The organism is Microbacterium sp. W1-4-2 (genome assembly GCF_058349885.2).
Genome location: NZ_JBYRJC020000001.1, coordinates 1596821 through 1619252, shown reverse-complemented (window position 1 = coordinate 1619252; position 22432 = coordinate 1596821). Strand labels below are relative to the sequence as shown.

Genomic DNA, 22432 nt, shown 5'->3' with positions numbered 1-22432 from the left:
AGACGTGCGATGCGGGCAAGGCCCCGACACGCCCTTCGGATTCCGTACGTTGGCGCACATGAGCCGCGTTGCCGAGGAATATGCGTCGAATTCAGCCAGGGCTGTCAATTCGCTCAGAGTAGGGCGAGCATGTCACTATGCGGACTGTGTCGCTCCCTGAGGCCAAAGCCAGGCTTTCGGAACTCGTGAAGCATCTCGAGCGCGAGCCCGGGTTAATCGGGATCACCGACGAAGGGCGTACCTCGGCGGTTCTGATGAGCAAGCACGTGCTGGACGCGTTGAATGAGACGCTGTTCTGGTTGTCGCAGCCTGGCATACAGGAAGAGGTCGCAGAGACGCGGGCGCGGCTCGCGGCCGGGGAGGCCCGGACTGCCACAGAAGTGGATGCACGGTACCGGTTGCGTCTGCTGTGATCTCCGACGTTCGGTTCGCGGACGCGGTCCCCATCGTTTGACGGACAACCGAGGAAGATCGCCTGGCTGCTCTGCGGTCGCTTCGTGAAGTTCCAGGGCGCCTTTAAGGAGTCCGCCAGCTTCCTCGGGACCCGACGGAGGCGCAGACAATTGCTCTGTTGACTGTTGCTCTCAGTGCCCGAGCCGCATGCCAAGCCGAGCATGCAAGGCGCTGAGTTCGGTGCGCGTCCGGGCAGCGACCTCAGCGAAACTAAGCGAGTAATTGTGCTCCACCAAAGCCTGCCGGGGACGCCGAGCATCAAGAGCAGCAGCAGGGTACCCGTGGTGCGGCGTGTAGTGGATTAGGTCGTTTCGAAGCTGTCGTGCAGGGTCGCCGTCAGTGAGATCGTTCACGGGGACAAGATCAGGGAAGAGCCGCCGCACCGTCTTCGTCGCATGAAACAATGCAATGTACTGAAGCTTGAAGACCGTTGCGTCGTCATCCGCGATAGCCGGCGCCGCGAGAGTCAGGAACGCTAGCGAGTTCCATATGAGATGAAGATAGCCGGACTCAGGCAGGTCGAGCCCCGAACTGCCGTAGTACTTGGTGCTGCGAACATCGCGGTTCCGGAAAGGCCTCAGCGCATCGATGAACGATGAGGCAGCGCTGACTCCATTGGTCAGGCTGGCGGCCTGTCCGACCATCGTCGCCGCCATCCGCTCCACGACCGGCCTCCTCTCAAGAGCGTGCTTTCCGAGAATCACCCCAACCAAGTGAGTGTTCAGCACGACAGTGCCGCCGTGAAGATACAGCCCGAGATCCGACTCGAAACGACGCGCCCACGCGTAGGGGGTGTTCCCGAGAAACGCATCCGCATGGGCAGCGGTGAGCTCACTGAACCTCTCGATGGCGCCGGCCTGACCTTCCTTGCTCGCATCGAACCATTTCGATGCATTGCGAATCTCCGCAACAAGGTGGAGCTCATCCGCGGGGAGTCCCGCCGCAACGTTTGGGGCGTGCTGTTTCAGCCACTTCCGGGTCTCATGGGTGATGATCGCCAGGGCAGGAGTAAGTGCCATTGAGGCAATGGAGCTCTGTTTCGAAGGGCATCGCTGCAGGGCGCGAGCTGTCCGAACGACGAAGCGAGCATCCTCAAGAATAGATGCGACCGAGGCCGCCGCGTGCGCTTCGCTGAGTCCTGCGGCCATCGTGAGTTCATCGTACGGGGTGAGGCCCGTATTGGGTCAGCCAAGCGGCGGGACGGAGCTGTACTCGCTCAGAAGCCCAGGAGGGTCTGCACGTGATGTGATTCCGGCCCGGCGCCTCACTCCGTGACCGGTGGCCTCAGGCGGGTATCACCAGCGGCAGGAAGTTCCCGTCTGCGTCGAGGGCGGACAAGGGGTCGTGGTGGGCCACATCTACATCGATGAACTGGTAGCGGCGGGTGAGGAGATCTCGGATTCGTCCTTCGTGCGGATGCTCTGGCAACGGGCGCAGCCCCCACCGCATAGCGACCTGCGCGGTGTGCATGTAGAGGAGGCGGTTAAGGTCCTGGAGGTCGATAGGTCGCGGGATCGGAGGCTCGTCAGCAGTTTCCGGGCGTCTCATGAAAGCTAGCTCCCGAGAAGGGTCGAGTGAGTCAAGATCAATGCTCAGATGCTCGATGCGCCATTGGAGGGCCACATTGATGAGTGCCCCGATGATCTGCCAGTCCAGCCATCCATCGGCCCGGAGATCTGTGACGCGCTTCCTAACGCCGTCGTCGGTCAGCATTGCGCCATGGAGTACTTCCAGACCGCCGCATTGTCGTATGTCGTCCAAGTGGCCGCCACAAACTGTTCGTGGTCATATCCGGGACCGGGCTCAGTTGACGCGGCGAGTGGGGTGTCATGGGTTGGGGGGAAGGCGGACGAGGACGCCGCGGTGACGCGGCGGCCCATTTCCCGAACTTGTTCGACTCGAGGAAGTCGGCCGATTCCTGATAGGGCCGGACGCACAGCAGTTTGTGGTGGAGCCCGTCGGCCAGCATCAGCTCTATGATCGACTGCAAGTCGTCTTTGGGGCGAACGTGCGTGATGCTGACTAATCCGAGTGTTGTGGCCACCAGCTGCCCCGCCAACCTGTTGACGTCTGTCGCGGACTCGCTCACGGTAATGGTCGCGGCGTAGACGTCCGCCCCCGGGGAGGAGATCGACGCGCGCCCTCGCCCGGTGGGTTTCACGACGATGATCGCATTGACTGTGCAGGGCAAGAGTACGGGGTGGTGCTTGGCGATGTCGGCGAGAACGACCTGGAATGCGGCGATGAATCCTTCCGCAGCCAGCACGTTGCGGTGTTCGTTGGAGAAGGTGAAGACCCATCGAACGCCGAGTGCGCAGAAGTCCGCGCGCCGCTGCGGTCCGAGGTCCGCGAACACCGGCCCGGTGAAGTATGTCGATGCTTCGTCTTGGAACGTCTCTTCGTCCTGGTCGACGAGGGCGTCTGGCTGAAGTGCCTATTCTGCAAGGTAGTCGTGGAGCTCCCCGGGGGTGTGGGCGTCTTCAAGAAGAGGTTCGAGCTCTGGCCAGAACTTCCTCACCGTTACAAGTTGTCCGAGTTCGTTTGCAGCTGACTGGCAAGCGCGGGGTATCGGTCGAGGTCGAATCCGCCCGGAGCGTGAGCGGCGCGGGCGAGCATGGCCATCCGCGTCAACGCAGAAGCTTCCACCCGGCAGCCGGTGAAATGCGTCGCTGAGGCAGCGTCGAAGAGAGCCGCGGGGACCGCTGCTCTCGTTTCGTCCTTACTGCTGAGGTTCGCGAATGTGGCGGCGTGGAACGCATACATCTTCGCGGCGTGGTTGAGGTAGATGCTGGAGATGAACCGGAGGATGTTGACAGCATTGTCTGCCAGGTCTCCGCGCAGGCATCGAGCCTTCGCCTTGTGGAGCTCACTTAGAGCGTCGAGAAGCTGCCCGCGCCTATAGAACGACACAGCGCGGGAATGGCAACGCTCGGCAACCGTCGCGTCGCCTTCGACTTCAGCAACAGCATCGTCGAACGCGTCCCGGACAGCTGAGTACCCCGACTGCGTCGCCAAGAGCGGGGCCCAAAGGTTGAGGACATCACTGATTCGGCTCAGCGCGTACCCTCGCGCAGGAGGGAGGAGAGCGGCCAACTTAGTCAGGTACGCCATCGCTGTCGGCAGGGAGACAAGCTCATCCGCGTCGATGATGGTGTCGTCGATGACATCAAGGTCGGCGACGATGCCAGCGCCTGCCGCGGCGTCGACCCGTGCAGGGGTGCCGCTCGTGGCTTCGATACGCCCCAAGTCTGGGAAAAGGTGCCGCACGAGATAAGCGAGAGCGACGATGCCCAACGAGAACGAAGGAAGTCCCACCAACCAGCGTCAGTGTCGCTGTCAGACAAAGTTCTCATACGGCGGGGGCAAGAGGTGTCAGCCGTAGTATCCGGAGATACTCGCGACAAACAGGATAAGCGCAACGCTTCCGGCAACGGCCCCTACGATCCCGAGTGTGACGCCCTGCTTCCATCTCGGGAGGGGCTTTGCCACTCGCCCAGCGGCAATCGCGTAGATGCTCAGTCCGAGACCGACTGGGCCGATGATTGAGAGCCAGGTGCCTGTGAGGAAGTACCCGGCGACCGCCAGAGTGAGGCCCGTGATGGCGGGCCCGAGCTTGAACCGGCCACTGCGGACGGCCGTCGTCTGAGTGAAGTACGGTGCGGCCCCGTATTGAACCGGTGGGGCTTCTCGCGCGGGTGGGATCGGGGTGGCCGTCCGTCGTTGCCAGTTTGCGTAGTAGGCACGCGCAAGTGCCTCATCGCCCGCCACACGCTGAGCCTCCGGGCCCGAGATCTCGAGCCCAATCGCGCGCCGACCATAGTCGGATCGAAGCACTGCTCTGAATTGCTCGAACGAAGTTCCCACCAGCTGACCATATTGCGGCTCCGGGCGTCCAGCAAGACAGTGCGGTGCGGTGTAGGGATAGCCATGCGACCGCTCCAGCCTCGGGCGCCCCCGACAGGCGGTGCGCAGCGCGCCCGGGCAGCGGGGGACGAGCACCGAGCTAGGCGTACCTATGCAGGTAGATGGGCGAGCGCAGAAGCGGTCGAGAACGAGCGACTCAACGCGCGGGGCGTAAATGTCTCGGCATTCATAGCTTTCACGACACCTGCGGCGGTGCTAGCGTCTGCGCAATGGCGGTACCGCGAACACGGGGGACCGGTGGATGATGAAGTGGAGTCAGTTGAGGCCGATAGGGCGTACCGTTCTCGCGACTCCATCGTCCCCACGACGGAGTATGAGGGCACGAACGCTGCGCGCATTTGCACGCGCACGGGGTATGTGCCCTGACTGCAATCAGGCGCGACCACAGTTATCGAAGACGGAGCGTACGGCCTTCATGCATCTCAGTCATATCGAGGTTCAAGGATTTCGGGCCTCGGCAGACCCCATTGGTCTGCGATCTACCGACGTAACAGTTTAGGCCCGGAATCTCGCAAGAGTTTCCGGGTCTTCTGCGTGTCTGGGACCGCCGAGGGCACGTAAAGGGCACGCGTCGTCCACTGGCTCTGCCAGTATTGGCGCATGGCAGAAGCGCGCGTCTACACCGTGTACGAGGTCTTCGGGATGTCGCGTGATGTCCCTCCCAACTACATCGTCCGGAAGGCTGTCGACGCGGCGTTCGTGGACGCCCTCACGCAAGACAAACACATCGTTGTGCATGGCAGCTCGAAGCAAGGGAAGACTTCGCTGCGGAAGTACAACCTGAGTGAGGATGAGTACCTCGTCGTAACTTGCTCCAATAAGTGGACGCTGCGCGACCTGCACACCGCGGTCCTCAAAGCCGCGGGATATGTAGTGGAGGGCACCACTACCCGAACGGTCGGTGGTGACTTCAAGATCCGGGCGGAGATCAAGGCGGGATTAAAGGTGCCCTTCGTCGAGATGGGAGGCGCGGGTGGTACGGATGTTGGACACCACTCAGAGAACAAAGTGGAGGAACGAAGCCTCGAACTCGATCCGTCAGATGTGAACGACATCATCACAGGGCTGGCGGAAGCCGAGACGCCCAAGTACATCGTGCTCGAAGACTTCCACTACCTACCGGAGGAAACTCAGAAGGATTTCGCCGTAGCGTTGAAGGCCTTTCACGAGGCGTCAAGTCTCAGCTTCATCGTGGTGGGAGTGTGGATCGACGAGAATCGCATGACCCAGCACAACGGCGACCTGGGCGGACGCGTGGTCTCGGTGAATGTCGACAAGTGGGAAGAAGATGATCTCCGTAGTGTGATCTCCGCGGGCGCTGACCTGCTCCGCATCAGGTTCGATGATGACTTCATCGACTCTGTTGTTCGGAGCGCGATGGACAGCGTGTGGATCGTGCAGGAAGCGTGCAAGCTCGCGTGTGAGGCCGCAGGGATCTTCCAAACTCAAAGCCAGATCGCTGCTGTAAGCGGCGACGGTGAGGCTTTGGTGAAGAAGGTTGTTGATTCCGACTCCGCCCGTTTCAACGGCTTCTTGACTCACTTCGCCGACGGGTTCAAATCGACTCGACTAGACATGTACCGCTGGCTATTGTTCGCGGTGGTGACCGCGGATCCCGGCACACTTGAGGCTGGAATCTCCTATAACGAAATCTCGAAGGTCATCAACGCGGCTCACCCTGAAGAGAAGATCAACCTTGGAAACATCACGCTCTCACTCGCAGCCATATCGACGCTGCAGGTGAACAAGCTGGCGGTGAAGCCAATCGTCTTGGACTACGACCAGACAGCGAGACGACTGGCCATCGTTGACCGAAGCTTCCTCGTTTGGTTGCAGCATCAGGAGGAGGCTGATCTGCTCGAAACCATCGGGGTTGAGCCGCGCTAGATGTACTTCCCTGTGAGGTTGTGAACGCGGGCTGAGGGCACTTCGCCTCCGATTCCGGTGCGGGGTCTGTGGTGGTTGTAGTGATGCAGCCAGGCGGTACACGCGGCTGCGCGCTCGTCTTCGCTGGCATAGGGCCTCGCGTACGCCCACTCCGCGGCGAGAGTGCGGTTGAAACGCTCCACCTTCCCTTTCGTCGGGACTGCTGCACGGATAGGTGACAGGTTGTAGTCACGCGGCCAGTGCAGCAGTCCCGCCGGCGGAGATTCGACTCCGGAACTATGGCATTCATCGAGACGCATTCTCCGCGGCGTGTAAGACGCTTGAGTGGTTTGGCTTGCTGACTGTGAAACCGATGGGGCGACACGAAGACGGTCGCGCCGAAGAGGGAGTGCTGCAGGTCCACAGGCTGGGGCTTGTGCACGATGGGTTTGAGGTGCCTGCGGTCAAGGCTGTTGCTGACACGCTGAAGGTGCAGTTGTCGCGGCGCTGATGCCTGGAGCTGGGGCCAGCGTGCAAAGGGTCTCGCTCTCAGTTCGGCGGCCGTCGCCCTTGCGATCCTCGCGCAGCACCGGCGGGCGCCTGCCGCCGAGCGCTGGCTCATTCGCACTCTGAGTGGCGTTCCATACTCGCGGAGCGCCTCGGCACTGTCTTGCATCAGGTTGCTGTCGCCGACACTTGGCACGCTGACCGAGCAACAGGAAAAGCGTCCTACTGCTACAGGAAAGGATGCTCGGACAGCTCGGCGCTTCGTGCACCACCCAGGGTTGTGCCAACAGCCCACGGAATGCGAGAGGGACCGGCCGGATGGCCGGTCCCTCTCGCATTCCTCACGACGGAGCCGAGCCCGCATCGCGGCGCTGCGTCACTTCGCGTCGTAGCTGCAGGTGACCGTGCCGCCGGTGGATGTCTCGTCCGCGACGACGGCGCCGTTCCACAGGATCTTGCAGCCGACCGGGGCGGACGTGCCCTTCGCGGCTGTGACGGTGATCTCGGTCGACGACGACTTCGTGGTGAAGCGCTTGAACCCGCTCGTGTGCCACTCCTCGTCGGTGTAGATCTGGAAGTCGTCGGCGTACGTGACGGTGAAGGTGGGGCCGCCCGTGGCCTGCACCTCGACCTGCGCCAGCTGCGGGCGGGTCATCAGGCCGATGACGAGGCATCCGATCAGCACCGCGTCGATGACGAGGGCGACGATCGCGAGCGTCAGCGCCCCGGCGAGTCCACGAGGCCCGGCGTCGGGCCTGCGGGCGCGGACGCTCAGCACGAGTGCGACCACGCCTGCCGCCGCGCCGACGACCAGGACGGGAAGAAACAGAGGGCTCGGAAAGCCGGGAAGCAGCGGGAACAGCATCGCGGCGATCACGAGCGACACGATCGCCAGCCAGAACGCGATCAGTCGGCGGCGTCGCGTCGGCCCGCCGGCTGTCATCGTCGGCTGGGCGGCTGATCCATCCGCGTGCGTCATAAGGTCCCTTCATCGTGCGACCGGACGGCCTGCGACCGGGTCGCCCTGGAGTCTATCCGCACCGAAACCGCCCGGCAGATGGGGAATTGTCCCCATGGGCCGCTGCCGGCCTCGACCGTAGGGTCGAATCGAGGGGCGTGGCGCCCCGGCTGAGATCGATCGCGCGGGAGAGAAGGACCATGGCCGGATACGAAGAGCTTTCCGACATCATCGGACAGATGAAACGGGCCGCGATCGACTGCTGGATGGCCGACCAGAGCTTCTATCCGTCGTGGGGCAACGACCAGATCTACGCCAAGTGGGGGTGGATGCTCAACTTCTACAACCGTCCCGATGCCAACGGCAACGGCGGCGGCGATGGCAACGGCGTCAACGACTCGTGCGCCGCGCAGTTCGACGAGATCCGCGCGGCGATCGACCAGCGCGTGTCGCAGTGGCTCGGCTTGCCCGACGGCTCGCTGTGCGTGGCTCCGCAGCAGGCGGCCAGCTCGTCGGCCGCCATCTTCGGCGCATCCGGCACCGGCGCCTCGGTGCAGAACAACGGCGAGATCGTGACATCCAACCAGACCGTCAGCGAAGTGCTCATCAACAAGATCGAAGGGCGCTTCAAGGCCCCCTTCCTCGACAAGTACTACTCGCAGTTCTCGAACATCCAGTACGGGCTGGGCGCTGCCTGCGCGATCCTCGAGGCGAACTACTCCGCCGAGAACAAGATGTGGCCCGCCGCCCGGGCAGACGTCACCAAGATCTGCGAGGACGCCCGCGACGCGTGGGCTGCGACCGCGGAGCAGGAGGCGGCAGCGTCCGGCACCCTCACCCTGACCGTGGTCGGCGCCGTCGCCGGTGCTGTCGCCACCGTCGCCACCGCGGGCACCGCGGCGCCCGCCGTCGCAGCCCTCGTGGGGCTCTCGACCGTGGCGACCGGCGCGGTCGCCGGCATCGCCGCGACCACGGCGGTCTCGGGCGGCAGCTACCTCGACATCCTGAGCTCCCTCGACGAGGCCTTGAACGACCTCAACGACGCGCTCTACAAGCAGGAGGACGCGCTGAACACGATGATGTCGGACGCGGTCAGCACGATCCGCGGCGACCTCGCCAGCTTCGACCTCGACGCATTCAGCCTCGGCACCTATGCCGGCGACGACGGTTCGATCAGCATGCAGCAGGAGAACGCCGACATCATCTCCAACAGCATGACCCGCATCGACGGGGCACTGGGAAGCGCCTCCACGGCGCTGGGCAGCTCGCCCGAGTCGAGCCCCACCCCTCGGGACTATCGCATCGGGTACAGCGCAGACGGCACCCACTGGACCGCCAGCGAACTGTATGCGCTCACGGCACGCTGCCTGACGCTCACGATCTCGGAGTACGGGCGGGGCCAGAAGCTGTTCGAGGCGACGGTGGCCGACTACTTCAACACCGACGCCCACGCGAAGCAGCAGGTCGCATCGCTGATCGCCGACGAAGCCCTCACCACGGACGTGGGGGTGTGAGCGGCATGGAGAGCCGATTCCTGGGTCCCATCGTGCTCGACGGAGGCATCGGCGGCGGGACGATGGATGCCTCGATCCCGTTCGAGGGCGCGCCGTTGGCCGTTCGCATCGAGATCGACTTCCCCGACAGATTCGGGGAGACGATCCTGAACGACATCGACATGGTGCTGGGGAACCTGCCGTTCGTGGACGGGCTCGCCCGCGAGGCGATCGCCGATGGACTGCGCCGGGAGAGCACCGCGGCAGCGCAGATGTACCGGGTCTGGGAGCGCAAGCAGTCCGGCAGCGAGGAGGAGTTCCTCAACGCGCTTCGGCCGGCGCAGATCACGATCCTCCCGGACGGCGGCCGTGGCAGCCGGGATCGCGTCACGATGACGTACGGACCCGCCGATGCCACGGTGTCGGGGAAGATCACGGTGCGGTTCGTCGAGCCGAGCGGCCCGGAGCTCGCGCCGCCGCCCCGCGACGGATTCGCCTGAGCCTGCTGCCCACCACGCCGCGAGTCAGAGCGCCAGCACGACGTCGATGTAGGCGACCGGCCCCACAGAGTGGCGGCTGCCCGGAACCTCGCGCATTCCGCGAGCGACATAGAACGTGAGGCTGGTGTCGCGGGACTCGGCCCAGAGGGTCGCCGCGCCGCGGGCGCGCAGCCGGGTCCGCGCAGCCTCGAAGAGCGCGGATCCCACGCCCCGGCCCTGCAGCACTGCGGCCACGGCCATCTGCCGCAGCCGCCACGCCGGCATGGCGACCGGGAACGCGGGGTCCGCGGGGATCAGGCTGGCGACCCCGACGACCGTTCCGGCGCCGTCGGCGGCAGCCAGGTGGAAGGCGCCCGGGATGTCGTCGTCTGGCATGTGCAGGTCGAGATCGACGCGGTCACGACGCAGCAGCGCTCGCCGCAGCGGATAGGTCGCGTCGAGGGGCACCTCGAAGACGTCCCACGTCATGACCCGAGTGTGTCACGGACCGGCGCCGCCGGGCGGGCCCTCAAGCCTCGACGGCCTGCCGCGGCGGGTTGTGCATGAACTCGATGCGGATGCCGTTGTCGTCCTCGAGGAACGACGCGTAGTACCGGTCGGTGAACCGCGGATACTCCTTCGGGTCGCGCACGACCGTCCAGCCGGCGTCGAGGGCGATCGCGTGCAGCTCGTCGACCTGCGCGCGCGAATCCACGGCGAACGCCAGGTGCTGCCATCCGACGCGGCCGTGGACGTGCGGGCCGGTGCCCGACTCACGGGCCGGCATGAGGATCAGCTCCGTCTCGTCGCCGGTGTGCCACGCGACGGAGTTGTCGGCATCCTGACGGATGTAGCCGAGTGCCGTCAGCACGGGGTCGAACTGCGCGATCGACCGGGGCAGGTCGTCGACGGTGATGCCGAGATGATCCACGAGAGCCATCGGGCCATCGTAGAAGACACCGCCGACACCCGCTGCCGACGCACTGCAGGACACGACCGCCCGGGTCTGAGTGTCCTCGCCGCTGTGACGGGGCCGTGTCGTGAGCGGGATGCCGCGGCCCTGGGAATCCGGCGCGGCGATCGCGGGTTGTTCCCGGCGTGAAACAGATCGAATTCGGACTCGACACCTTCGGCGGCGTCACGCGCGACGCACAAGGAGCGCCCGTGCCGCACCCGCAGGTGATCCGCGACCTCGTCGACGACGCGGTCGTCGCCGATCAGGCGGGACTGGACTTCTTCGGGGTGGGGGAGCACCACCGCCCCGACTTCGCCGTCTCGAGTCCCGAGATGGTGCTGGCCGCCATCGCGTCGCGCACCGAGCGCATCAGGCTCGGCTCGGCCGTCACGGTGCTCAGCTCGGACGACCCGGTGCGCGTGTTCGAGCGCTTCGCGACGCTCGATGCCGTCTCGAACGGGCGGGCCGAGATCGTCGCCGGCCGCGGCTCGTTCATCGAGTCGTTCCCGCTGTTCGGCTACGACCTGGACGACTACGAGGTGCTCTTCGAAGAGAAGCTGCAGCTGCTGGCCGCGCTGCTGAAAGAGGAGCCCGTCACCTGGCAGGGCTCGACCCGGGCGGCCCTGAGCGACCAGCGGGTCTTCCCCACGACAACGAGCGGCCTGAAGGCGTGGGTCGGCGTCGGCGGCAGCCCCGAATCGGTGGTGCGCACGGCGCGGTACGGGCTCGGCCTGTTCCTGGCGATCATCGGCGGGCCTGCGGCCCGGTTCGCGCCCTACATCGACCTGTTCGAGCGCGCGCAGGATGAGTTCCGCATCGCGCATCGGCCGATCGCCGTGCACTCGCCGGGCCTGGTCGCCGACACCGACGAGCAGGCGCGCGAGATCGTCTACGACGGATGGCTGGCGATGCGCACGCAGATGGGCCGCGAGCGCGGCTGGCCGGCGCCGTCGCCGGGCGATTTCGAGCGCGAGATCGAGACCGGCGCGTTGTACGTCGGCGGCCCCGAGACCGTGGCCAAGAAGATCGTGCGCACCCTGCAGACGCTCAAGGTCGACCGGTTCGACCTCAAGTACGACCAGCCGGTGCCGCACGCCGACCAGCTGCGCTCGATCACGTTGTACGGCCAGAAGGTGGTCCCGATGGTCGAGGACATGCTGGCCGACATGTGACCCGTCGCGTCTCGCGGTCTCGCGGGGCGGAGACGGTGCGCATGGGCGGGGTCGGGTCCCGCCCGTGCGGGTCTGAGGGTCAGAAGTGGGTGCCGCCGTCGATGCGCACCTCGGTGCCGGTGATGAACGCGCCGTCGTCGCTGGCGAGCATCGCCACGACGCTCGCCACGGTCTCGGGACCGGCGAAGCCCTGGCCGAGCGCCGGCTGCAGCTTCATGAACAGGGCCATGTCGGCGTCGGCGGGAAGGCCGGGACCCTGGCTCTGCTTGCTCTGACCCGAGCCGTCGGTCATGCCCGATGAGATCGAGCCGGGCTGCACAGCCGTGAACCGGATGCCCTGCTTCGCGTACTCGGCGGCCAGCGCGTGGGTCATCGACTGCACACCGCCCTTGCTGGCGGCATAGGCGGCCATGTACGGGTGGGCGAACATCGCCGAGGTCGAGCTGAAGTTCACGACGGCGGCCCCCGTGCCCTCGAGCAGCGCGGGGATCGACTCGCGGATCATCAGGAACGTGCCCACGAGGTTGATGCGCAGCACCTGCTCGAACGCGTCGAGGGTGGTCTCGAGCGTGTGCGACGAGCGCAGGATGCCGGCTGCATTCACGAGCGCGTCCAGACCCCCGAGCCAGGCCGCGGCATCCGCGACGCCGGTCTTCACCGACGCCTCGTCGGCGATGTTCACGACGACGGTGTGCAGACGATCGGCGGCATCGCCGGCCTTCGTGGCCGTGTCGGCCAGTCCCGCCTCGCTGACGTCGGCGGCAACGACCCGCCCGCCCTCGGCGAGCATGCGCAGCACGGTGGCCTGTCCGATTCCGGATCCGCCGCCGGTGACGAGGACGCGGCGACCTTCATAACGGTTCATTGTTCGACCTTTCGACGATGTCCGACTCTGTGATCTGCACGGTATGTCAGCATGGCATATCGTGTCATTTGGTCCAACTCTGTCGCTCGGTCGCGTATTCCCCGTAGGGTGAAGCCATGGATGCCGCACCCTCGCTGACCGAGAGGCGCAAGGCCGCGACGCAGCTCGAGATCGCCGACACGGCGGCGCGGCTGTTCGCCGAGCGTGACGCGAAGAGCGTGACCGTCGAGGCGATCGCGGCGGCATCCGGTGTGTCGGTGCGCACCTTCTACCGCTACTTCCCGACGAAGGAGGATGCCGTCGGCCCGCTGCTCACGGTCGGTGCCGCCGCCTGGCAGGGCGCGATCCACGACGCGGGCGACGGCGACCCGCGCGAGATCGTCTCGGACGCGATCGCACGCGTGCTCACACCGGCCACGCCGCTCGAGCGGGAGGCGATGGTACAGACCCGCGGGCTGCTGCGCGCGGCCGCCGCCGACCCCGCCCTCCAGTCTGTGTGGCGCCGCGTCAACGGCGACTCCGAGACACGGCTGCGCGAGCTCATCGCCGCCCGGCTCGACGAGGGCGCCGATCCCCTGACCGCCCGACTGCTCGCGGCGGCGGCGACCGACGCGATCCGGGTCGGCCTCGAGCAGTGGTCGGCGACGGACGCGTCGGACGAATCGCCCGCGGATCTCGCCCTTCGCGCGTTCGAACAGCTTTCGGAGGGCATCCGAGGCGTATAGGCCCCTGCCGCAACTCGCCTGCGTTTGCAAGGCCCTTCCGTGCTCGCCCGCTCAGTGCTTCTGTTGCGTGCAGGGGCAACGGAAGGGAGACCCGCAATGCCCGCATCCAAGGAACTGCCCGACACGCTCAAGCGCTCGCCGAAGCACGCGCAGGAGATCTGGTCGAAGGCGCACGATTCGGCGGTGGGGACCTATGGCGAGGGCGAACGATCCCACCGCACCGCGTTCGCCGCGCTCAAGCACGAATACGAGAAGGTCGGCGACCACTGGGAGAAGAAGGGCAAGGCGGGCCCGAGCGACCGCAAGGCCGCCGGTGATCGGAACACCCGCGCCAAGACCCGCGGCGGCGTCGATGCCAATTCGACGAAGCAGCATCTGTACGACGTGGCCAAGAAGCTCGACATCGACGGCCGCTCGTCGATGTCCAAGAGCGAGCTCGTCGACGCGATCGACAAAGCGAACCGGCGCGAGACCCGCAAGGCGCGGGAGCGCTGAATGGCGGGCCCGACTGCGATCCTGCTCAACTGCACGCTCAAGCCGTCGCCGGCCCCGTCGCGCACTCAGCTGCTCGGCGGCCAGGTGCCCGGTCGTGGTGGGCGACGAGGACGGTGTCTACCACATCACCGACATCCGCTGCTGCGCGAGCGTCCGTACCCGGTGTGACCGCCGTCGTACCGGTACCGTCCCACGGGTCTCGGCAGCGCCGGGCGATGCGAGGACTGTGAAACGGATATCGCGCTCCTGTGAGCGCGCACCGCGGGCCGGTGACGGCGGGAGGATTCCCTTGGAGCGGCCCGCAGCGCGGGCGGGCTGCGCCGTTGCCCGGAACGCAGGAGGCGACGATGACACACACCCCCGATCGACCGCGCGAGCCGCACTATCCGGTCTCGCTCGACGCGCCGTACTACGGCGCGAACTTCGCCATCGCGTTCACGCGGTTCTGGAGGAAGTACGCCACCTTCAGCGGGCGCGCGAGTCGCAGCGAGTACTGGTGGTGGATGCTGTGCGGCGGCGTGGTGGCGGTCGTGCTCCTGTCGATCTATGTGCCGTCCCTGCTCGCAGCACGCACCGGCCACGGCTTGCGCATGGACACCGGGCTCGCGGTGGTCATCGTGCTCGGCGGGGCGTGGTTCCTCGCCTCGATCGTGCCGTCGCTGGCGCTGACCTGGCGGCGGCTGCACGACACGAATCGCAGCGGCTGGTTCTGGCTGCTGGGACTGATCCCCAGCGTGGGCTGGATCGTCATCCTCGTGCTCATGCTGATGCCCACCGACGCGCGGGGCATGCGCTTCGACCGGGCGCCCGTGCCGGTGTGACCCGCACCGACGGTCTGCCAGACTGAACCGGTGAGCATCGCGACGACCCGGCTTCAGGGCCATGAGACCCCGTACGTCGGGCACCGCTGAGCCGATGCCGATGCTCCCCGCAACCCTGCTGATCCGCGACGAGCCGGCGTCGGATGCCGCGTCCGCCCTCGAACGGTCCGTGGAGCTGCTGCGCGACGTGGCAAGCGGCGCGATCGCCGACGACCGGGTGGTGCGCACCTACGCGCCGCCGCCGACCGTCGCCATGAGCCGGCGCGAGAGCCGCATGGGCGGGTTCGACCGGGCCTGCGCCGAGGCTGTCGCCCGCGGCTTCGCGCCGGTCGTGCGCCCGACCGGCGGCCGGGCGGTGGCCTACGACGAGTCGTGCATCGTGTTCGACCTGATCGAGCGCGAGCACGATCAGGCCGGTCCGCAGGACCTGTTCGCCCGGGTGGGTGACGCGCTCGTGTCGGCCCTCGGGCGCCTGGGCGCCGACGCGCGCGTGGGCGACGTGCCGGGGGAGTACTGCCCGGGCGAGTTCAGCATCAACGCGCGCGGCGCGGTCAAGCTCGTCGGCACGTCGCAGCGCGCCGTGCGCGGGGCGCGCCTGCTCAGCGGCATGGTGCCGCTGGGCGCAGTGGACCACCTCGTCGACGTGCTGCGGGTCGTGAACACGGCGCTCGCGCTGGAGTGGGATGCCGCGACCTTCGGCACCCTGCAGGACGAGGCATCCCCCGCCTCTCGCGTCGCCGTCGCAGACGCCCTGGTCGGCGCCCTCATCGACCTGCCGTCGCCTCAGCCCTCGCGCCGACGGACGATCTCTGCGATCCACACCGGCGCGAAGGGCGAGGTGCATCCCGGCGGGGTCGGGTAGTCCGCCAGCACCTGCAGCCGCTCGCCGATCGCGACCGCCCGCGCGCGGCGGGACGGATGGTGGATGCCGATTTGGGCGAGCGTGTCGTTCATCGCCCACTGCAGGGCGGGCGCGGCATCCTTCATCTCCCGCTCGATCTGATCGAGCAGAGCGTCCAGATCCAGGCCGTCGGGGCGCTTGACCACCCGCTGGCTCGTGAGCGACCAGGCTGCGGCGGCCACCACGGGGTCGGGGTCGTCGAACCAGCGCACGCGCAGCTCGTCGGCCAGCGGCGACTTCTTGGCGACGTAGTTCACGAACCAGTCGGTGACCTTCGGCACCCGGGTGTCCCGCATCATCGCGTCCAGCTCGTCGGCGTCGAATGCGCGCGGCGAGCAGACGAGCAGCGCGACCAGCCGGGCGGGGGTCTCGCCGGTCGCCCACAGCGCGCGGGCGAGCGCCTGGTCGGTCTTCAGGGGCTTCGCGACGGCGCGCAGCTTGGTGAGGTTCACGCCGTGGTCGTCGCCGTGCTTCTCGTTGACGGCGCGCATGCGCGGGTCTTCGAGGTCGGCGAGCCGGGCGCGGATGTCGTCGACGGCGGTGGTCATGCCCTCGAGGGTACGTGACGGGCGCGGCTCACGCGGTGCCGAGCACGTCCGCCACTCCGGTCGGCGGCGCACCCGGGCCGCCGATGAGCATGCCGGCGGGCACCCGCCACGCCGTCACCTCGGGAGTGAACGCGCCGGCGAGCACGCCCGGATCCTGGGCCGACAGCATCCTGGCCTCATCGATCGGACAGGTCATGATCGCGATGCCGTCGACGCCCGGGGCGTTCTCGGCGGGCCCGGCGGCGATGAGCAGCCCGCGCTGCCAGAGCGCGTGCAGGTGCGCCAGATGCGCGTCCTGCACCCGCATCCGTTCGTCGCCGTCGAGCGTGGGCCCGGGTCCCGGCAGCAGCCGCACCAGCACGAACTCGTCGAAGGACAGCGTCATGCCAGGCCGCTGCCGGTCTCGAGCACGGACTTGAGACCGGCGATGATGAACGACCAGCCGCGCACGTTCACTGCCGTCTTCGGGGCGTCGGCCAGCCGGTCGTGCACGACGGTGAGCTTGACGAAGCCGGCGTCCTGCGGCTCGATCGTCCAGGTGACGCGGCTCTCGGGCTCGGCGGCAAGCTCGGGGTCGTAGAGGCTGCGCCACCCGTGCGACAGGCGCCGCGGCGGATCGCATTCGTAGATGTCGTTGTCGCCCCACACCTCGCCGTCGGGGGAATGCGACACGATGCGGCCGCCCACCCGCCAGTCGGCGTCGACGGTGCTGCCGAAGAAGTACTGCCGCCGGAACTCGGACGTGGTGATGGCCTGCCACACCTTCTCGGCGGATGCCTTGATGTAGGTCTCGAAGACCAGTTCGTCGGTCATGATGACTCCAATCGCTGCTTCAGGTCGCTGAGAGCGGCGGCCCTGTTCTCGACATACCGGTGGATCCACCGGTCGTGGATCACCCGGATCGGCATCGGATTCAGGTGATGACGGGTGAGGCGACCGTCTCTGCGGGTCACGACCAGGCCCGCGTCGACGAGCAGCTTGAGGTGCTTCATGACGCCGAACCGGGTCATGTCGGGCGCCACCGCCTCGAGCTGGGTCAGCGACTGGCCGTCCTCGGCGAAGAGGGCGTCCAGCAGCCGGCGCCGAGTGGGATCCGCGAGCGCCTTGAAGACTCTGTCGTCGTCGTCCACCTGTCCAGATTAGGTGACTATATAGTCACATGTAAAGGACTTTCGGAGAGGATGCCGGAATACTTGACGTGACATGACCACGACGCCGAACCCTGCGGTCACGACCGCGAGCCATCCCGCGATCCCGCGCCCGGGCGTGCGGCTGCCCGCGGTCGACCGCGCCGTCGACATCGGGTTCGGCATCCTGCTCGTCGTCTGCGCCGTGCGCTACTTCACGTACCACGAGTTCGGCGGCCACGGCATCCTGGCCCTGATCCTGGCGCTCGGCGCCGGCGCCAGCTACGCGGCCGCCGTGCTCGGGCGCACGCGGGCGCCCGAGCACGGGGCGACCCCGCGCGCAGTCGTGGGCACGCGCCAGGGCATCGGCCTGCTGGTGGCCACCGCGTTCTGGCTGCCGCTCGCCGTGATCGCGCCGTCGTTCGGCTGGTGCGGGTTCGCGCTGTTCTTCGCGGTGCACCGTGTGCTGCGCGGCGCGGTCGCGTTCGCACTGTCGGCGGCCATCGTCGTGGCCGTCAGCGCGGGGCTGCTGCTGATGTCGCACGGCGAAGACCTGGGGCTCGTGCTCGGGCCGTTCTTCGGCGGCATGGTGCTCGCGTCGGCCTACGCCGCGCTCGACCGGGCGCTGCAGACGCAGCGGACCCTGATCGGAGAGCTCATCGACACGCGCGAGCAGCTCGCCCGCTCCGAGCGCGACGCCGGAGCACTGGCCGAACGCGAGCGGGTCGCCGGCGAGCTGCACGACACCGTGGTGCAGCGCACGGCGAGCGCGCTGCTGCTGCTCGAGTCCGCCGAGCTGCAGGACGACGGCTCGCCCGGCGTCGTGCGCGAGGCGCGCGACGCGCTGCGCCGGTCGCTGGTCGAGACCCGCCAGCTCGTGCAGGGGCTGGCCGACCCCGCCCAGGCGCCGGCGTCGCTGGCCGCCGTGCTGGGTGCGCAGGCCGTCGCCGCCGGGGCGGCGTTCGACGTCGTCGGGCACGAGCGCGCGGTGCCCACGCCCGTCCTGCACGCTTTGCAGCGGGTCGTGCAGGAGTCGCTCGTGAACATCGGCAAGCACGCGCACGCGCAGCACGCGCGAGTCACCGTGACCTACTTCGCCGACGAGGTCGGCGTCGACATCGCCGACGACGGCGTCGGCATGGCGGCGGACGCCGCCGACGCCCGGGCGACCGACGAGGGCGGCTTCGGCATCCGCGCCATGACGTGGCGCATGCAGAACCTGGGCGGGCGCCTCGAGATCGAGTCCCAGCCCGGCCACGGCACGGTGGTCGCCGCGGCCGTGCCGGATCGGACGAGAGGGGATGCCGCGTCATGATCCGGATCCTGCTGGTCGACGACCATCCCGTGCTGCGGCACGGCGTGCGCACCCTGCTGGACACTCAGCGCGACTTCGAGGTCGTCGCCGAGGCGGGCGGACTGCCGGATGCGTCGGTGATGGCCGAGGCGCATGCGCTGGACGTGGCGCTGGTCGATCTCGATCTGGGCGCGGGCGAGCCCGACGGCATCGAGGTGACGCGGGCGATCCGGCGGCTGCAGCCGCGGGCGCGGGTGATCGTGTTCACCGCGTACGACTCCGACTCCGACATCGTGCGGGCCATCGAGGCCGGCGCCACCGGGTACCTCGTGAAAGACAGCAGGCCCGCCGAGCTGTTCCAGGCGATCCGTGCGGCCGCCGACGGCGACCAGGCGCTGGCCGGGCGCATTGAGGCGCGGCTGCTGCGACGGGTCGACCGGCCCGACGAGACGCTCACCGCTCGCGAGCTCGAGGTGCTGACCCTCGCCGCCTCGGGCCTGTCGAACCGGGACCTGGCACGCGAGCTGATCGTCAGCGAGGCCACCGTCAAGACGCACCTGCACCACGCGTTCATCAAGCTCGACGTCGACAGCCGCCAGGCGGCGATCGCTGCCGCGGTCAAGCGCGGGCTGATCCGGCTCTGAGGCGCGTCCGGGCTGTGGGGCCGTCTGCGGGGCCGGTCTGCTCAGGCACCTCGAAGGCATGATCAACCGAAAGGTTGACGGCCGCGGCGAATCCCGCCCATAGCGTGGAATGCGTTCGGTCAGGCCGCGGCGAAGAGCCCGGGCAGGATCGGGCGCAGACCCCGACCACAGACAGGAATCACGTCATGAGCTCTCGCTTCACCCCCACTCGCGGCTCGCTGATCGCCGCGTCGACCATCGCCGCCGTCGCCCTGGGCCTGGTGCCCGCCGGCGCCGCGATGGCCGCCCCGCAGCAGGCGCCGGCCGCCGCCGTCTCGCACGCGTTCAAGAGCCCCTCGGCGGTGCTCTCGTCGACGGCCTGGCAGACCACGGACGCGGTCGACCAGGACGGCAACCACATTGCGCTCACCGACGCCGCCGTGGCGAACTACGTCGGCTGGGCGTACTACAAGACCGACGGCTCGTTCACGATGTACAACCTCGACGACTCGCCGAAGATGCAGGGCGACTGGAGTGTCTCGGCCGACGGCACGGAGCGCACGCTCGTGGCCAAGGACGCGGACGGCAACGTGCTGTTCACCCGCGTCGTGCCCATCACCGAGCTGAGCAAGCGCGTGTTCACCTACCGCGTCTACCCGAACGCCGGTGACACGAGCGTCTACTACGACATCGTCCACACCCCGACCCGTCACACCGAGCCCGGCACCACCGCCGGCAACGGCCACGGCGACAACGGCCACCACGGCGCCGGCAACAGCGGCAACGGCAAGGGCGGCCACCACGGCCACCACGTCAACCACGGCGACCGTCGCTGACGCACAGCCCGGACGCACAGCCCGGAAGCACAGCCCGGAAGCACAGCCCGGAAGCACAGCCCGGACGAGAGCGGCCGGTGCGGGAGATCTCCTCCCGCACCGGCCGCTCTGGTCGTATGAGGCGCTGGGCGCTTGCGGTCAGCGGCCCTGCACGGCGTCGGCGGGCGCGCGCTTGATCTCGCGGCTGGTCTCGAGGTGGGCTTCGGCCAGGGCCGCGGCGGACGCGGCATCCCGTCGCTCGATCGCGTCGAACAGGGCCCGGTGCTCGCCGACGACCGTGTCGACGGCGTCGTGCTGCCCGAGCACCCACCGCAGCCGGCTCGACAGTGTCACGCCCAGCTCGCTGAGCAGGGCGTTGCCGGCCAGCTCCGTGGCGATCTCGTGGAAGTCTGCTTCGGCCCGCCGGGCGGCCACGACATCGCCGGCGGCGACCGCGGCGGCCTCGGCATCCACGCTCCGGCGCAGCCGGTCCAGGCCCTCGGCCGTACGACGCTGGGCGGCCAGCTTGAAGGCGAGCACCTCGAGCGCCGAGCGCACTTCGTCGATGTCGGCGATGTCGCTCGGGGTGAACTCGCGCACGATCGCCCATGAGCGGGGCCGCGCAGTGACCAGGCCCTCGCCGATGAGCGTCTTCAGCGCGTCGCGGACGGGGATGCGGCTGACGCCGAGCTGGTCGGCGAGGTCGCGCTCGACGAGCTTCGATCCGGGCTCGCGCACTCCGTCGAGGATGTCGTTGCGGATGCGCGCGGCGATCCGGTCCGCCTCGGAGCTGTACTGGTGGCCCACGGGTCCTTCTCCCTACGTGTCGTGGGATGCGTCATGGTATACCGTATCGCGGCACGGCTGGGAGACGCTCGCGGCCGGGCGGAGAGACCCTCGCGCCCTGGCACTCCCGAGCGCAGCGCCGACGATACGGTGGAGCGATGGCGAACGACCCGCGGTGGGAAGAGTACACGCCCGACCCCCGCCGGTGGCAGGTGCTCGGGGTCCTGGTCGTCGTCCTGTTCATGTCGCTCATGAGCGTGAGCAGCATCAACGTCGCGCTGCCGACGATCGAGGCGGGCCTGCACGCCACGCAGTCCGAGCTGCAGTGGGTGCTGTCGGGGTACGCGCTCACGTTCGGCATCGGTCTGGTCGCCGCCGGCCGCGCCGGCGACATCTACGGGCGGGCGCCGCTGTTCGTCGCCGGGGTCGTGGTGTTCACGGCCGCCTCGGTGTGGGCGGGGTTCGCCCCCGATCCGTTGCAGCTGAACCTCGCCCGCGCCGTGATGGGCGTCGGGTCGGGACTGCTCAGCCCGCAGGCGGTCGGCATGATCCAGCAGTACTTCCGCGGCGCCGAGCGCGGCCGCGCGTTCGGCATCTTCGGCAGCGTCGTGGGCGTGTCGGTCTCGATCGGCCCGCTGCTGGGCGGGCTGCTGATCCAGGCCGGGGGAGCGGCGACCGGCTGGCGGTGGACGTTCTTCGTCAATCTGCCGATCGGCATCCTCGCGATCGTGCTCGCCGCGGTGTGGATCCCGAAGCCCCTGCTGAACAGCCACCGCACGCCGGTGCCCGGCCAGACGCCGCCGAACCGTGACCTCGACCCGGTCGGATCGGTGTTGCTGGGCCTTGCCGTGCTGGCCGTGATGGTGCCGTTCCTCGAGTCGGGGGCCTCGCCTCTCGTCTGGATCGCGCTGCCGGCGGGCATCGGCATCCTGCTCCTGTGGATCTGGTGGGAGAACCGCTACAAGGACCGCGGGCGCGAGCCGATGGTCGACATGCAGATCTTCCGCGTCACGAGCTTCGCCAACGGCACGCTGTTGGTGGCGCTGTACTTCCTGGGCGTGACGAGCGTGTGGGTGCTCGTTGCGCTGTACATGCAGGACGGGCTGCATCACACCGCCCTGGAATCGGGCCTGGTGGGCCTGCCGAGTTCGATCCTGTCGGCTATGGCAGCTCTGTGGGCGGGGCGCAGCGTCGCCAGGCTCGGTCGCAAGGTCGTGATCGGCGGGCTGTACTCGGCCCTGGTCGGACTCGTGCTGAGCATCGTGGTGGTGTGGCTGCACGCGATCGGCGCGGCCAGCGAATGGTGGCTGCTGGTGAGCCTGTCGTTCATCGGCATCGCGCAGGGCGCGGTGATCAGTCCGAACCAGGCGCTGACCCTGGCCGAGGTGCCGCTGCAGTACGCGGGCAGCTCGGGCGGCATCATGCAGACCGGGCAGCGGATCGGCACCTCGGTGGGCATCGCGATCATCACGGCGATCGCGTTCGGCGTGCTGGCTGCGACGAACTGGTCGGTCGCGTTCAATGCCGGCTTCGCAGTCATCATCGTCGTCGTCGCGATCGCGCTGCTGGTCGCCTACCGGGACCTGCGTCAGCGGCACGGCAACGCCTGGCTCTGACCGACGCGC

At 67.9% G+C, this 22432-nt stretch carries 26 protein-coding genes and 1 pseudogene; 13 read left to right on the top strand and 14 right to left on the bottom strand.

What is annotated here, in order from left to right:
* Window positions 1-137 precede the first annotated feature (137 nt).
* On the top strand, window positions 138-413 hold the full coding sequence (locus AC3RX0_RS07600; protein WP_491505309.1) for a type II toxin-antitoxin system Phd/YefM family antitoxin: 276 nt from the start codon (window positions 138-140) through the stop codon (window positions 411-413).
* 171 nt (window positions 414-584) lie between these two features.
* On the opposite strand, the gene AC3RX0_RS07595 is transcribed toward AC3RX0_RS07600, so the two are convergent.
* The 4 genes from AC3RX0_RS07595 to AC3RX0_RS07580 form a co-directional block, all read right to left on the bottom strand.
* Window positions 585-1601, bottom strand: coding sequence for a hypothetical protein (locus AC3RX0_RS07595; protein ID WP_491505308.1), 1017 nt, complete (start codon window positions 1599-1601; stop codon window positions 585-587).
* A gap of 136 nt (window positions 1602-1737) precedes the next feature.
* Window positions 1738-2166, bottom strand: coding sequence for a hypothetical protein (locus tag AC3RX0_RS07590; protein WP_491505307.1), 429 nt, complete (start codon window positions 2164-2166; stop codon window positions 1738-1740).
* Window positions 2144-2809: a hypothetical protein gene (locus AC3RX0_RS07585; protein WP_491505306.1), complete on the bottom strand. Its 666-nt coding sequence runs from the start codon at window positions 2807-2809 to the stop codon at window positions 2144-2146. The genes AC3RX0_RS07590 and AC3RX0_RS07585 overlap by 23 nt, the downstream gene beginning before the upstream one ends.
* A gap of 164 nt (window positions 2810-2973) precedes the next feature.
* A complete protein-coding gene (locus AC3RX0_RS07580; protein ID WP_491505305.1) occupies window positions 2974-3768 on the bottom strand; it encodes a hypothetical protein in 795 nt (264 codons plus the stop codon).
* 1209 nt (window positions 3769-4977) lie between these two features.
* Between AC3RX0_RS07580 and AC3RX0_RS07575 the strand changes: the two genes are divergently transcribed.
* Window positions 4978-6264 (top strand): P-loop NTPase family protein, encoded by a 1287-nt coding sequence (locus tag AC3RX0_RS07575; RefSeq protein WP_491505304.1) that lies wholly within the window; start codon window positions 4978-4980, stop codon window positions 6262-6264.
* Here AC3RX0_RS07575 and AC3RX0_RS07570 read toward each other — a convergent pair.
* Window positions 6261-6458, bottom strand: a pseudogene (locus tag AC3RX0_RS07570) (integrase core domain-containing protein); the annotation flags it as partial. The gene AC3RX0_RS07575 and the pseudogene AC3RX0_RS07570 overlap by 4 nt on opposite strands.
* Before the next feature lie 668 nt (window positions 6459-7126).
* Window positions 7127-7729, bottom strand: coding sequence for a hypothetical protein (locus tag AC3RX0_RS07565; RefSeq protein ID WP_491505303.1), 603 nt, complete (start codon window positions 7727-7729; stop codon window positions 7127-7129).
* 179 nt (window positions 7730-7908) lie between these two features.
* On the opposite strand from AC3RX0_RS07565, the gene AC3RX0_RS07560 reads away from it, so the two are divergent.
* Window positions 7909-9222 (top strand): hypothetical protein, encoded by a 1314-nt coding sequence (locus AC3RX0_RS07560; RefSeq protein ID WP_491505302.1) that lies wholly within the window; start codon window positions 7909-7911, stop codon window positions 9220-9222.
* 5 nt (window positions 9223-9227) lie between these two features.
* Window positions 9228-9701: a hypothetical protein gene (locus AC3RX0_RS07555; RefSeq protein WP_491505301.1), complete on the top strand. Its 474-nt coding sequence runs from the start codon at window positions 9228-9230 to the stop codon at window positions 9699-9701.
* A 24-nt stretch (window positions 9702-9725) separates the two neighbouring features.
* Here the strand turns inward: AC3RX0_RS07555 and AC3RX0_RS07550 are convergent, their stop codons facing one another.
* A complete protein-coding gene (locus tag AC3RX0_RS07550) occupies window positions 9726-10169 on the bottom strand; it encodes a GNAT family N-acetyltransferase (protein ID WP_491505300.1) in 444 nt (147 codons plus the stop codon).
* A 40-nt stretch (window positions 10170-10209) separates the two neighbouring features.
* The gene (locus tag AC3RX0_RS07545; protein ID WP_491505299.1) at window positions 10210-10620 is read right to left on the bottom strand and encodes a VOC family protein; all 411 of its coding nucleotides are present in this window, start codon (window positions 10618-10620) and stop codon (window positions 10210-10212) included.
* Between the two features lie 158 nt (window positions 10621-10778).
* Between AC3RX0_RS07545 and AC3RX0_RS07540 the strand changes: the two genes are divergently transcribed.
* A complete protein-coding gene (locus AC3RX0_RS07540; RefSeq protein WP_491505298.1) occupies window positions 10779-11807 on the top strand; it encodes an Atu2307/SP_0267 family LLM class monooxygenase in 1029 nt (342 codons plus the stop codon).
* Between the two features lie 79 nt (window positions 11808-11886).
* On the opposite strand, the gene AC3RX0_RS07535 is transcribed toward AC3RX0_RS07540, so the two are convergent.
* Complete coding sequence (locus AC3RX0_RS07535; RefSeq protein WP_491505297.1) at window positions 11887-12672, bottom strand: SDR family NAD(P)-dependent oxidoreductase; 786 nt, start codon at window positions 12670-12672, stop codon at window positions 11887-11889.
* Between the two features lie 116 nt (window positions 12673-12788).
* Here AC3RX0_RS07535 and AC3RX0_RS07530 point away from each other — a divergent pair, with 116 nt between their 5' ends.
* The 4 genes from AC3RX0_RS07530 to AC3RX0_RS07515 all read left to right on the top strand — a co-directional run bounded on the left by AC3RX0_RS07530 (window position 12789) and on the right by AC3RX0_RS07515 (window position 15575).
* The gene (locus AC3RX0_RS07530; RefSeq protein WP_491505296.1) at window positions 12789-13397 is read left to right on the top strand and encodes a TetR family transcriptional regulator; all 609 of its coding nucleotides are present in this window, start codon (window positions 12789-12791) and stop codon (window positions 13395-13397) included.
* 96 nt (window positions 13398-13493) lie between these two features.
* Complete coding sequence (locus AC3RX0_RS07525; protein WP_491505295.1) at window positions 13494-13892, top strand: ChaB family protein; 399 nt, start codon at window positions 13494-13496, stop codon at window positions 13890-13892.
* 347 nt (window positions 13893-14239) lie between these two features.
* On the top strand, window positions 14240-14713 hold the full coding sequence (locus AC3RX0_RS07520; RefSeq protein WP_491505294.1) for a DUF805 domain-containing protein: 474 nt from the start codon (window positions 14240-14242) through the stop codon (window positions 14711-14713).
* 100 nt (window positions 14714-14813) lie between these two features.
* Window positions 14814-15575 (top strand): lipoate--protein ligase family protein, encoded by a 762-nt coding sequence (locus AC3RX0_RS07515; protein WP_491505293.1) that lies wholly within the window; start codon window positions 14814-14816, stop codon window positions 15573-15575.
* Here AC3RX0_RS07515 and AC3RX0_RS07510 read toward each other — a convergent pair.
* Genes AC3RX0_RS07510 through AC3RX0_RS07495 form a run of 4 tightly spaced genes read right to left on the bottom strand, consistent with a single transcriptional unit; the run spans window position 15497 to window position 17292 of the window.
* Complete coding sequence (locus AC3RX0_RS07510) at window positions 15497-16162, bottom strand: DNA alkylation repair protein (protein ID WP_491505292.1); 666 nt, start codon at window positions 16160-16162, stop codon at window positions 15497-15499. The two genes, AC3RX0_RS07515 and AC3RX0_RS07510, sit on opposite strands and share 79 nt — an antisense overlap.
* Before the next feature lie 28 nt (window positions 16163-16190).
* Window positions 16191-16547, bottom strand: coding sequence for a YciI family protein (locus tag AC3RX0_RS07505; RefSeq protein ID WP_491505291.1), 357 nt, complete (start codon window positions 16545-16547; stop codon window positions 16191-16193).
* A complete protein-coding gene (locus AC3RX0_RS07500) occupies window positions 16544-16975 on the bottom strand; it encodes an SRPBCC family protein (RefSeq protein ID WP_491505290.1) in 432 nt (143 codons plus the stop codon). The genes AC3RX0_RS07505 and AC3RX0_RS07500 overlap by 4 nt, the downstream gene beginning before the upstream one ends.
* Entirely contained in the window at window positions 16972-17292 is a 321-nt protein-coding gene (locus tag AC3RX0_RS07495; protein ID WP_491505289.1) for an ArsR/SmtB family transcription factor, read from the bottom strand. Before AC3RX0_RS07495 ends, AC3RX0_RS07500 begins: the two co-directional genes overlap by 4 nt.
* 73 nt (window positions 17293-17365) lie before the next feature.
* On the opposite strand from AC3RX0_RS07495, the gene AC3RX0_RS07490 reads away from it, so the two are divergent.
* From AC3RX0_RS07490 to AC3RX0_RS07480, 3 genes are all read left to right on the top strand, one after another.
* Window positions 17366-18604, top strand: a complete 1239-nt coding sequence (locus AC3RX0_RS07490) for a sensor histidine kinase (RefSeq protein ID WP_491505288.1) — start codon at window positions 17366-17368, stop codon at window positions 18602-18604.
* Entirely contained in the window at window positions 18601-19227 is a 627-nt protein-coding gene (locus AC3RX0_RS07485) for a response regulator (RefSeq protein ID WP_491505287.1), read from the top strand. Before AC3RX0_RS07490 ends, AC3RX0_RS07485 begins: the two co-directional genes overlap by 4 nt.
* A 185-nt stretch (window positions 19228-19412) precedes the next feature.
* The gene (locus tag AC3RX0_RS07480; protein WP_491505286.1) at window positions 19413-20042 is read left to right on the top strand and encodes a DUF4822 domain-containing protein; all 630 of its coding nucleotides are present in this window, start codon (window positions 19413-19415) and stop codon (window positions 20040-20042) included.
* A gap of 138 nt (window positions 20043-20180) precedes the next feature.
* On the opposite strand, the gene AC3RX0_RS07475 is transcribed toward AC3RX0_RS07480, so the two are convergent.
* Window positions 20181-20828, bottom strand: a complete 648-nt coding sequence (locus AC3RX0_RS07475; protein ID WP_491505285.1) for a GntR family transcriptional regulator — start codon at window positions 20826-20828, stop codon at window positions 20181-20183.
* Between the two features lie 137 nt (window positions 20829-20965).
* On the opposite strand from AC3RX0_RS07475, the gene AC3RX0_RS07470 reads away from it, so the two are divergent.
* Complete coding sequence (locus tag AC3RX0_RS07470) at window positions 20966-22423, top strand: MFS transporter (RefSeq protein WP_491505284.1); 1458 nt, start codon at window positions 20966-20968, stop codon at window positions 22421-22423.
* Window positions 22424-22432: the final 9 nt, after the last annotated feature.

Excerpts from the sequence above, each read along its gene's own strand:
- AC3RX0_RS07600 (WP_491505309.1), top strand. The coding sequence starts at position 138 with ATGCGGACTGTGTCGCTCCCTGAGGCCAAAGCCAGGCTTTCGGAACTC.
- AC3RX0_RS07595 (WP_491505308.1), bottom strand. The coding sequence starts at position 1,601 with ATGGCCGCAGGACTCAGCGAAGCGCACGCGGCGGCCTCGGTCGCATCT.
- AC3RX0_RS07590 (WP_491505307.1), bottom strand. The coding sequence starts at position 2,166 with ATGCTGACCGACGACGGCGTTAGGAAGCGCGTCACAGATCTCCGGGCC.
- AC3RX0_RS07575 (WP_491505304.1), top strand. The coding sequence starts at position 4,978 with ATGGCAGAAGCGCGCGTCTACACCGTGTACGAGGTCTTCGGGATGTCG.
- AC3RX0_RS07565 (WP_491505303.1), bottom strand. The coding sequence starts at position 7,729 with ATGACGCACGCGGATGGATCAGCCGCCCAGCCGACGATGACAGCCGGC.
- AC3RX0_RS07560 (WP_491505302.1), top strand. The coding sequence starts at position 7,909 with ATGGCCGGATACGAAGAGCTTTCCGACATCATCGGACAGATGAAACGG.
- AC3RX0_RS07555 (WP_491505301.1), top strand. The coding sequence starts at position 9,228 with ATGGAGAGCCGATTCCTGGGTCCCATCGTGCTCGACGGAGGCATCGGC.
- AC3RX0_RS07550 (WP_491505300.1), bottom strand. The coding sequence starts at position 10,169 with ATGACGTGGGACGTCTTCGAGGTGCCCCTCGACGCGACCTATCCGCTG.
- AC3RX0_RS07545 (WP_491505299.1), bottom strand. The coding sequence starts at position 10,620 with ATGGCTCTCGTGGATCATCTCGGCATCACCGTCGACGACCTGCCCCGG.
- AC3RX0_RS07535 (WP_491505297.1), bottom strand. The coding sequence starts at position 12,672 with ATGAACCGTTATGAAGGTCGCCGCGTCCTCGTCACCGGCGGCGGATCC.
- AC3RX0_RS07530 (WP_491505296.1), top strand. The coding sequence starts at position 12,789 with ATGGATGCCGCACCCTCGCTGACCGAGAGGCGCAAGGCCGCGACGCAG.
- AC3RX0_RS07525 (WP_491505295.1), top strand. The coding sequence starts at position 13,494 with ATGCCCGCATCCAAGGAACTGCCCGACACGCTCAAGCGCTCGCCGAAG.
- AC3RX0_RS07520 (WP_491505294.1), top strand. The coding sequence starts at position 14,240 with ATGACACACACCCCCGATCGACCGCGCGAGCCGCACTATCCGGTCTCG.
- AC3RX0_RS07515 (WP_491505293.1), top strand. The coding sequence starts at position 14,814 with ATGCTCCCCGCAACCCTGCTGATCCGCGACGAGCCGGCGTCGGATGCC.
- AC3RX0_RS07510 (WP_491505292.1), bottom strand. The coding sequence starts at position 16,162 with ATGACCACCGCCGTCGACGACATCCGCGCCCGGCTCGCCGACCTCGAA.
- AC3RX0_RS07505 (WP_491505291.1), bottom strand. The coding sequence starts at position 16,547 with ATGACGCTGTCCTTCGACGAGTTCGTGCTGGTGCGGCTGCTGCCGGGA.
- AC3RX0_RS07500 (WP_491505290.1), bottom strand. The coding sequence starts at position 16,975 with ATGACCGACGAACTGGTCTTCGAGACCTACATCAAGGCATCCGCCGAG.
- AC3RX0_RS07490 (WP_491505288.1), top strand. The coding sequence starts at position 17,366 with ATGACCACGACGCCGAACCCTGCGGTCACGACCGCGAGCCATCCCGCG.
- AC3RX0_RS07485 (WP_491505287.1), top strand. The coding sequence starts at position 18,601 with ATGATCCGGATCCTGCTGGTCGACGACCATCCCGTGCTGCGGCACGGC.
- AC3RX0_RS07480 (WP_491505286.1), top strand. The coding sequence starts at position 19,413 with ATGAGCTCTCGCTTCACCCCCACTCGCGGCTCGCTGATCGCCGCGTCG.
- AC3RX0_RS07470 (WP_491505284.1), top strand. The coding sequence starts at position 20,966 with ATGGCGAACGACCCGCGGTGGGAAGAGTACACGCCCGACCCCCGCCGG.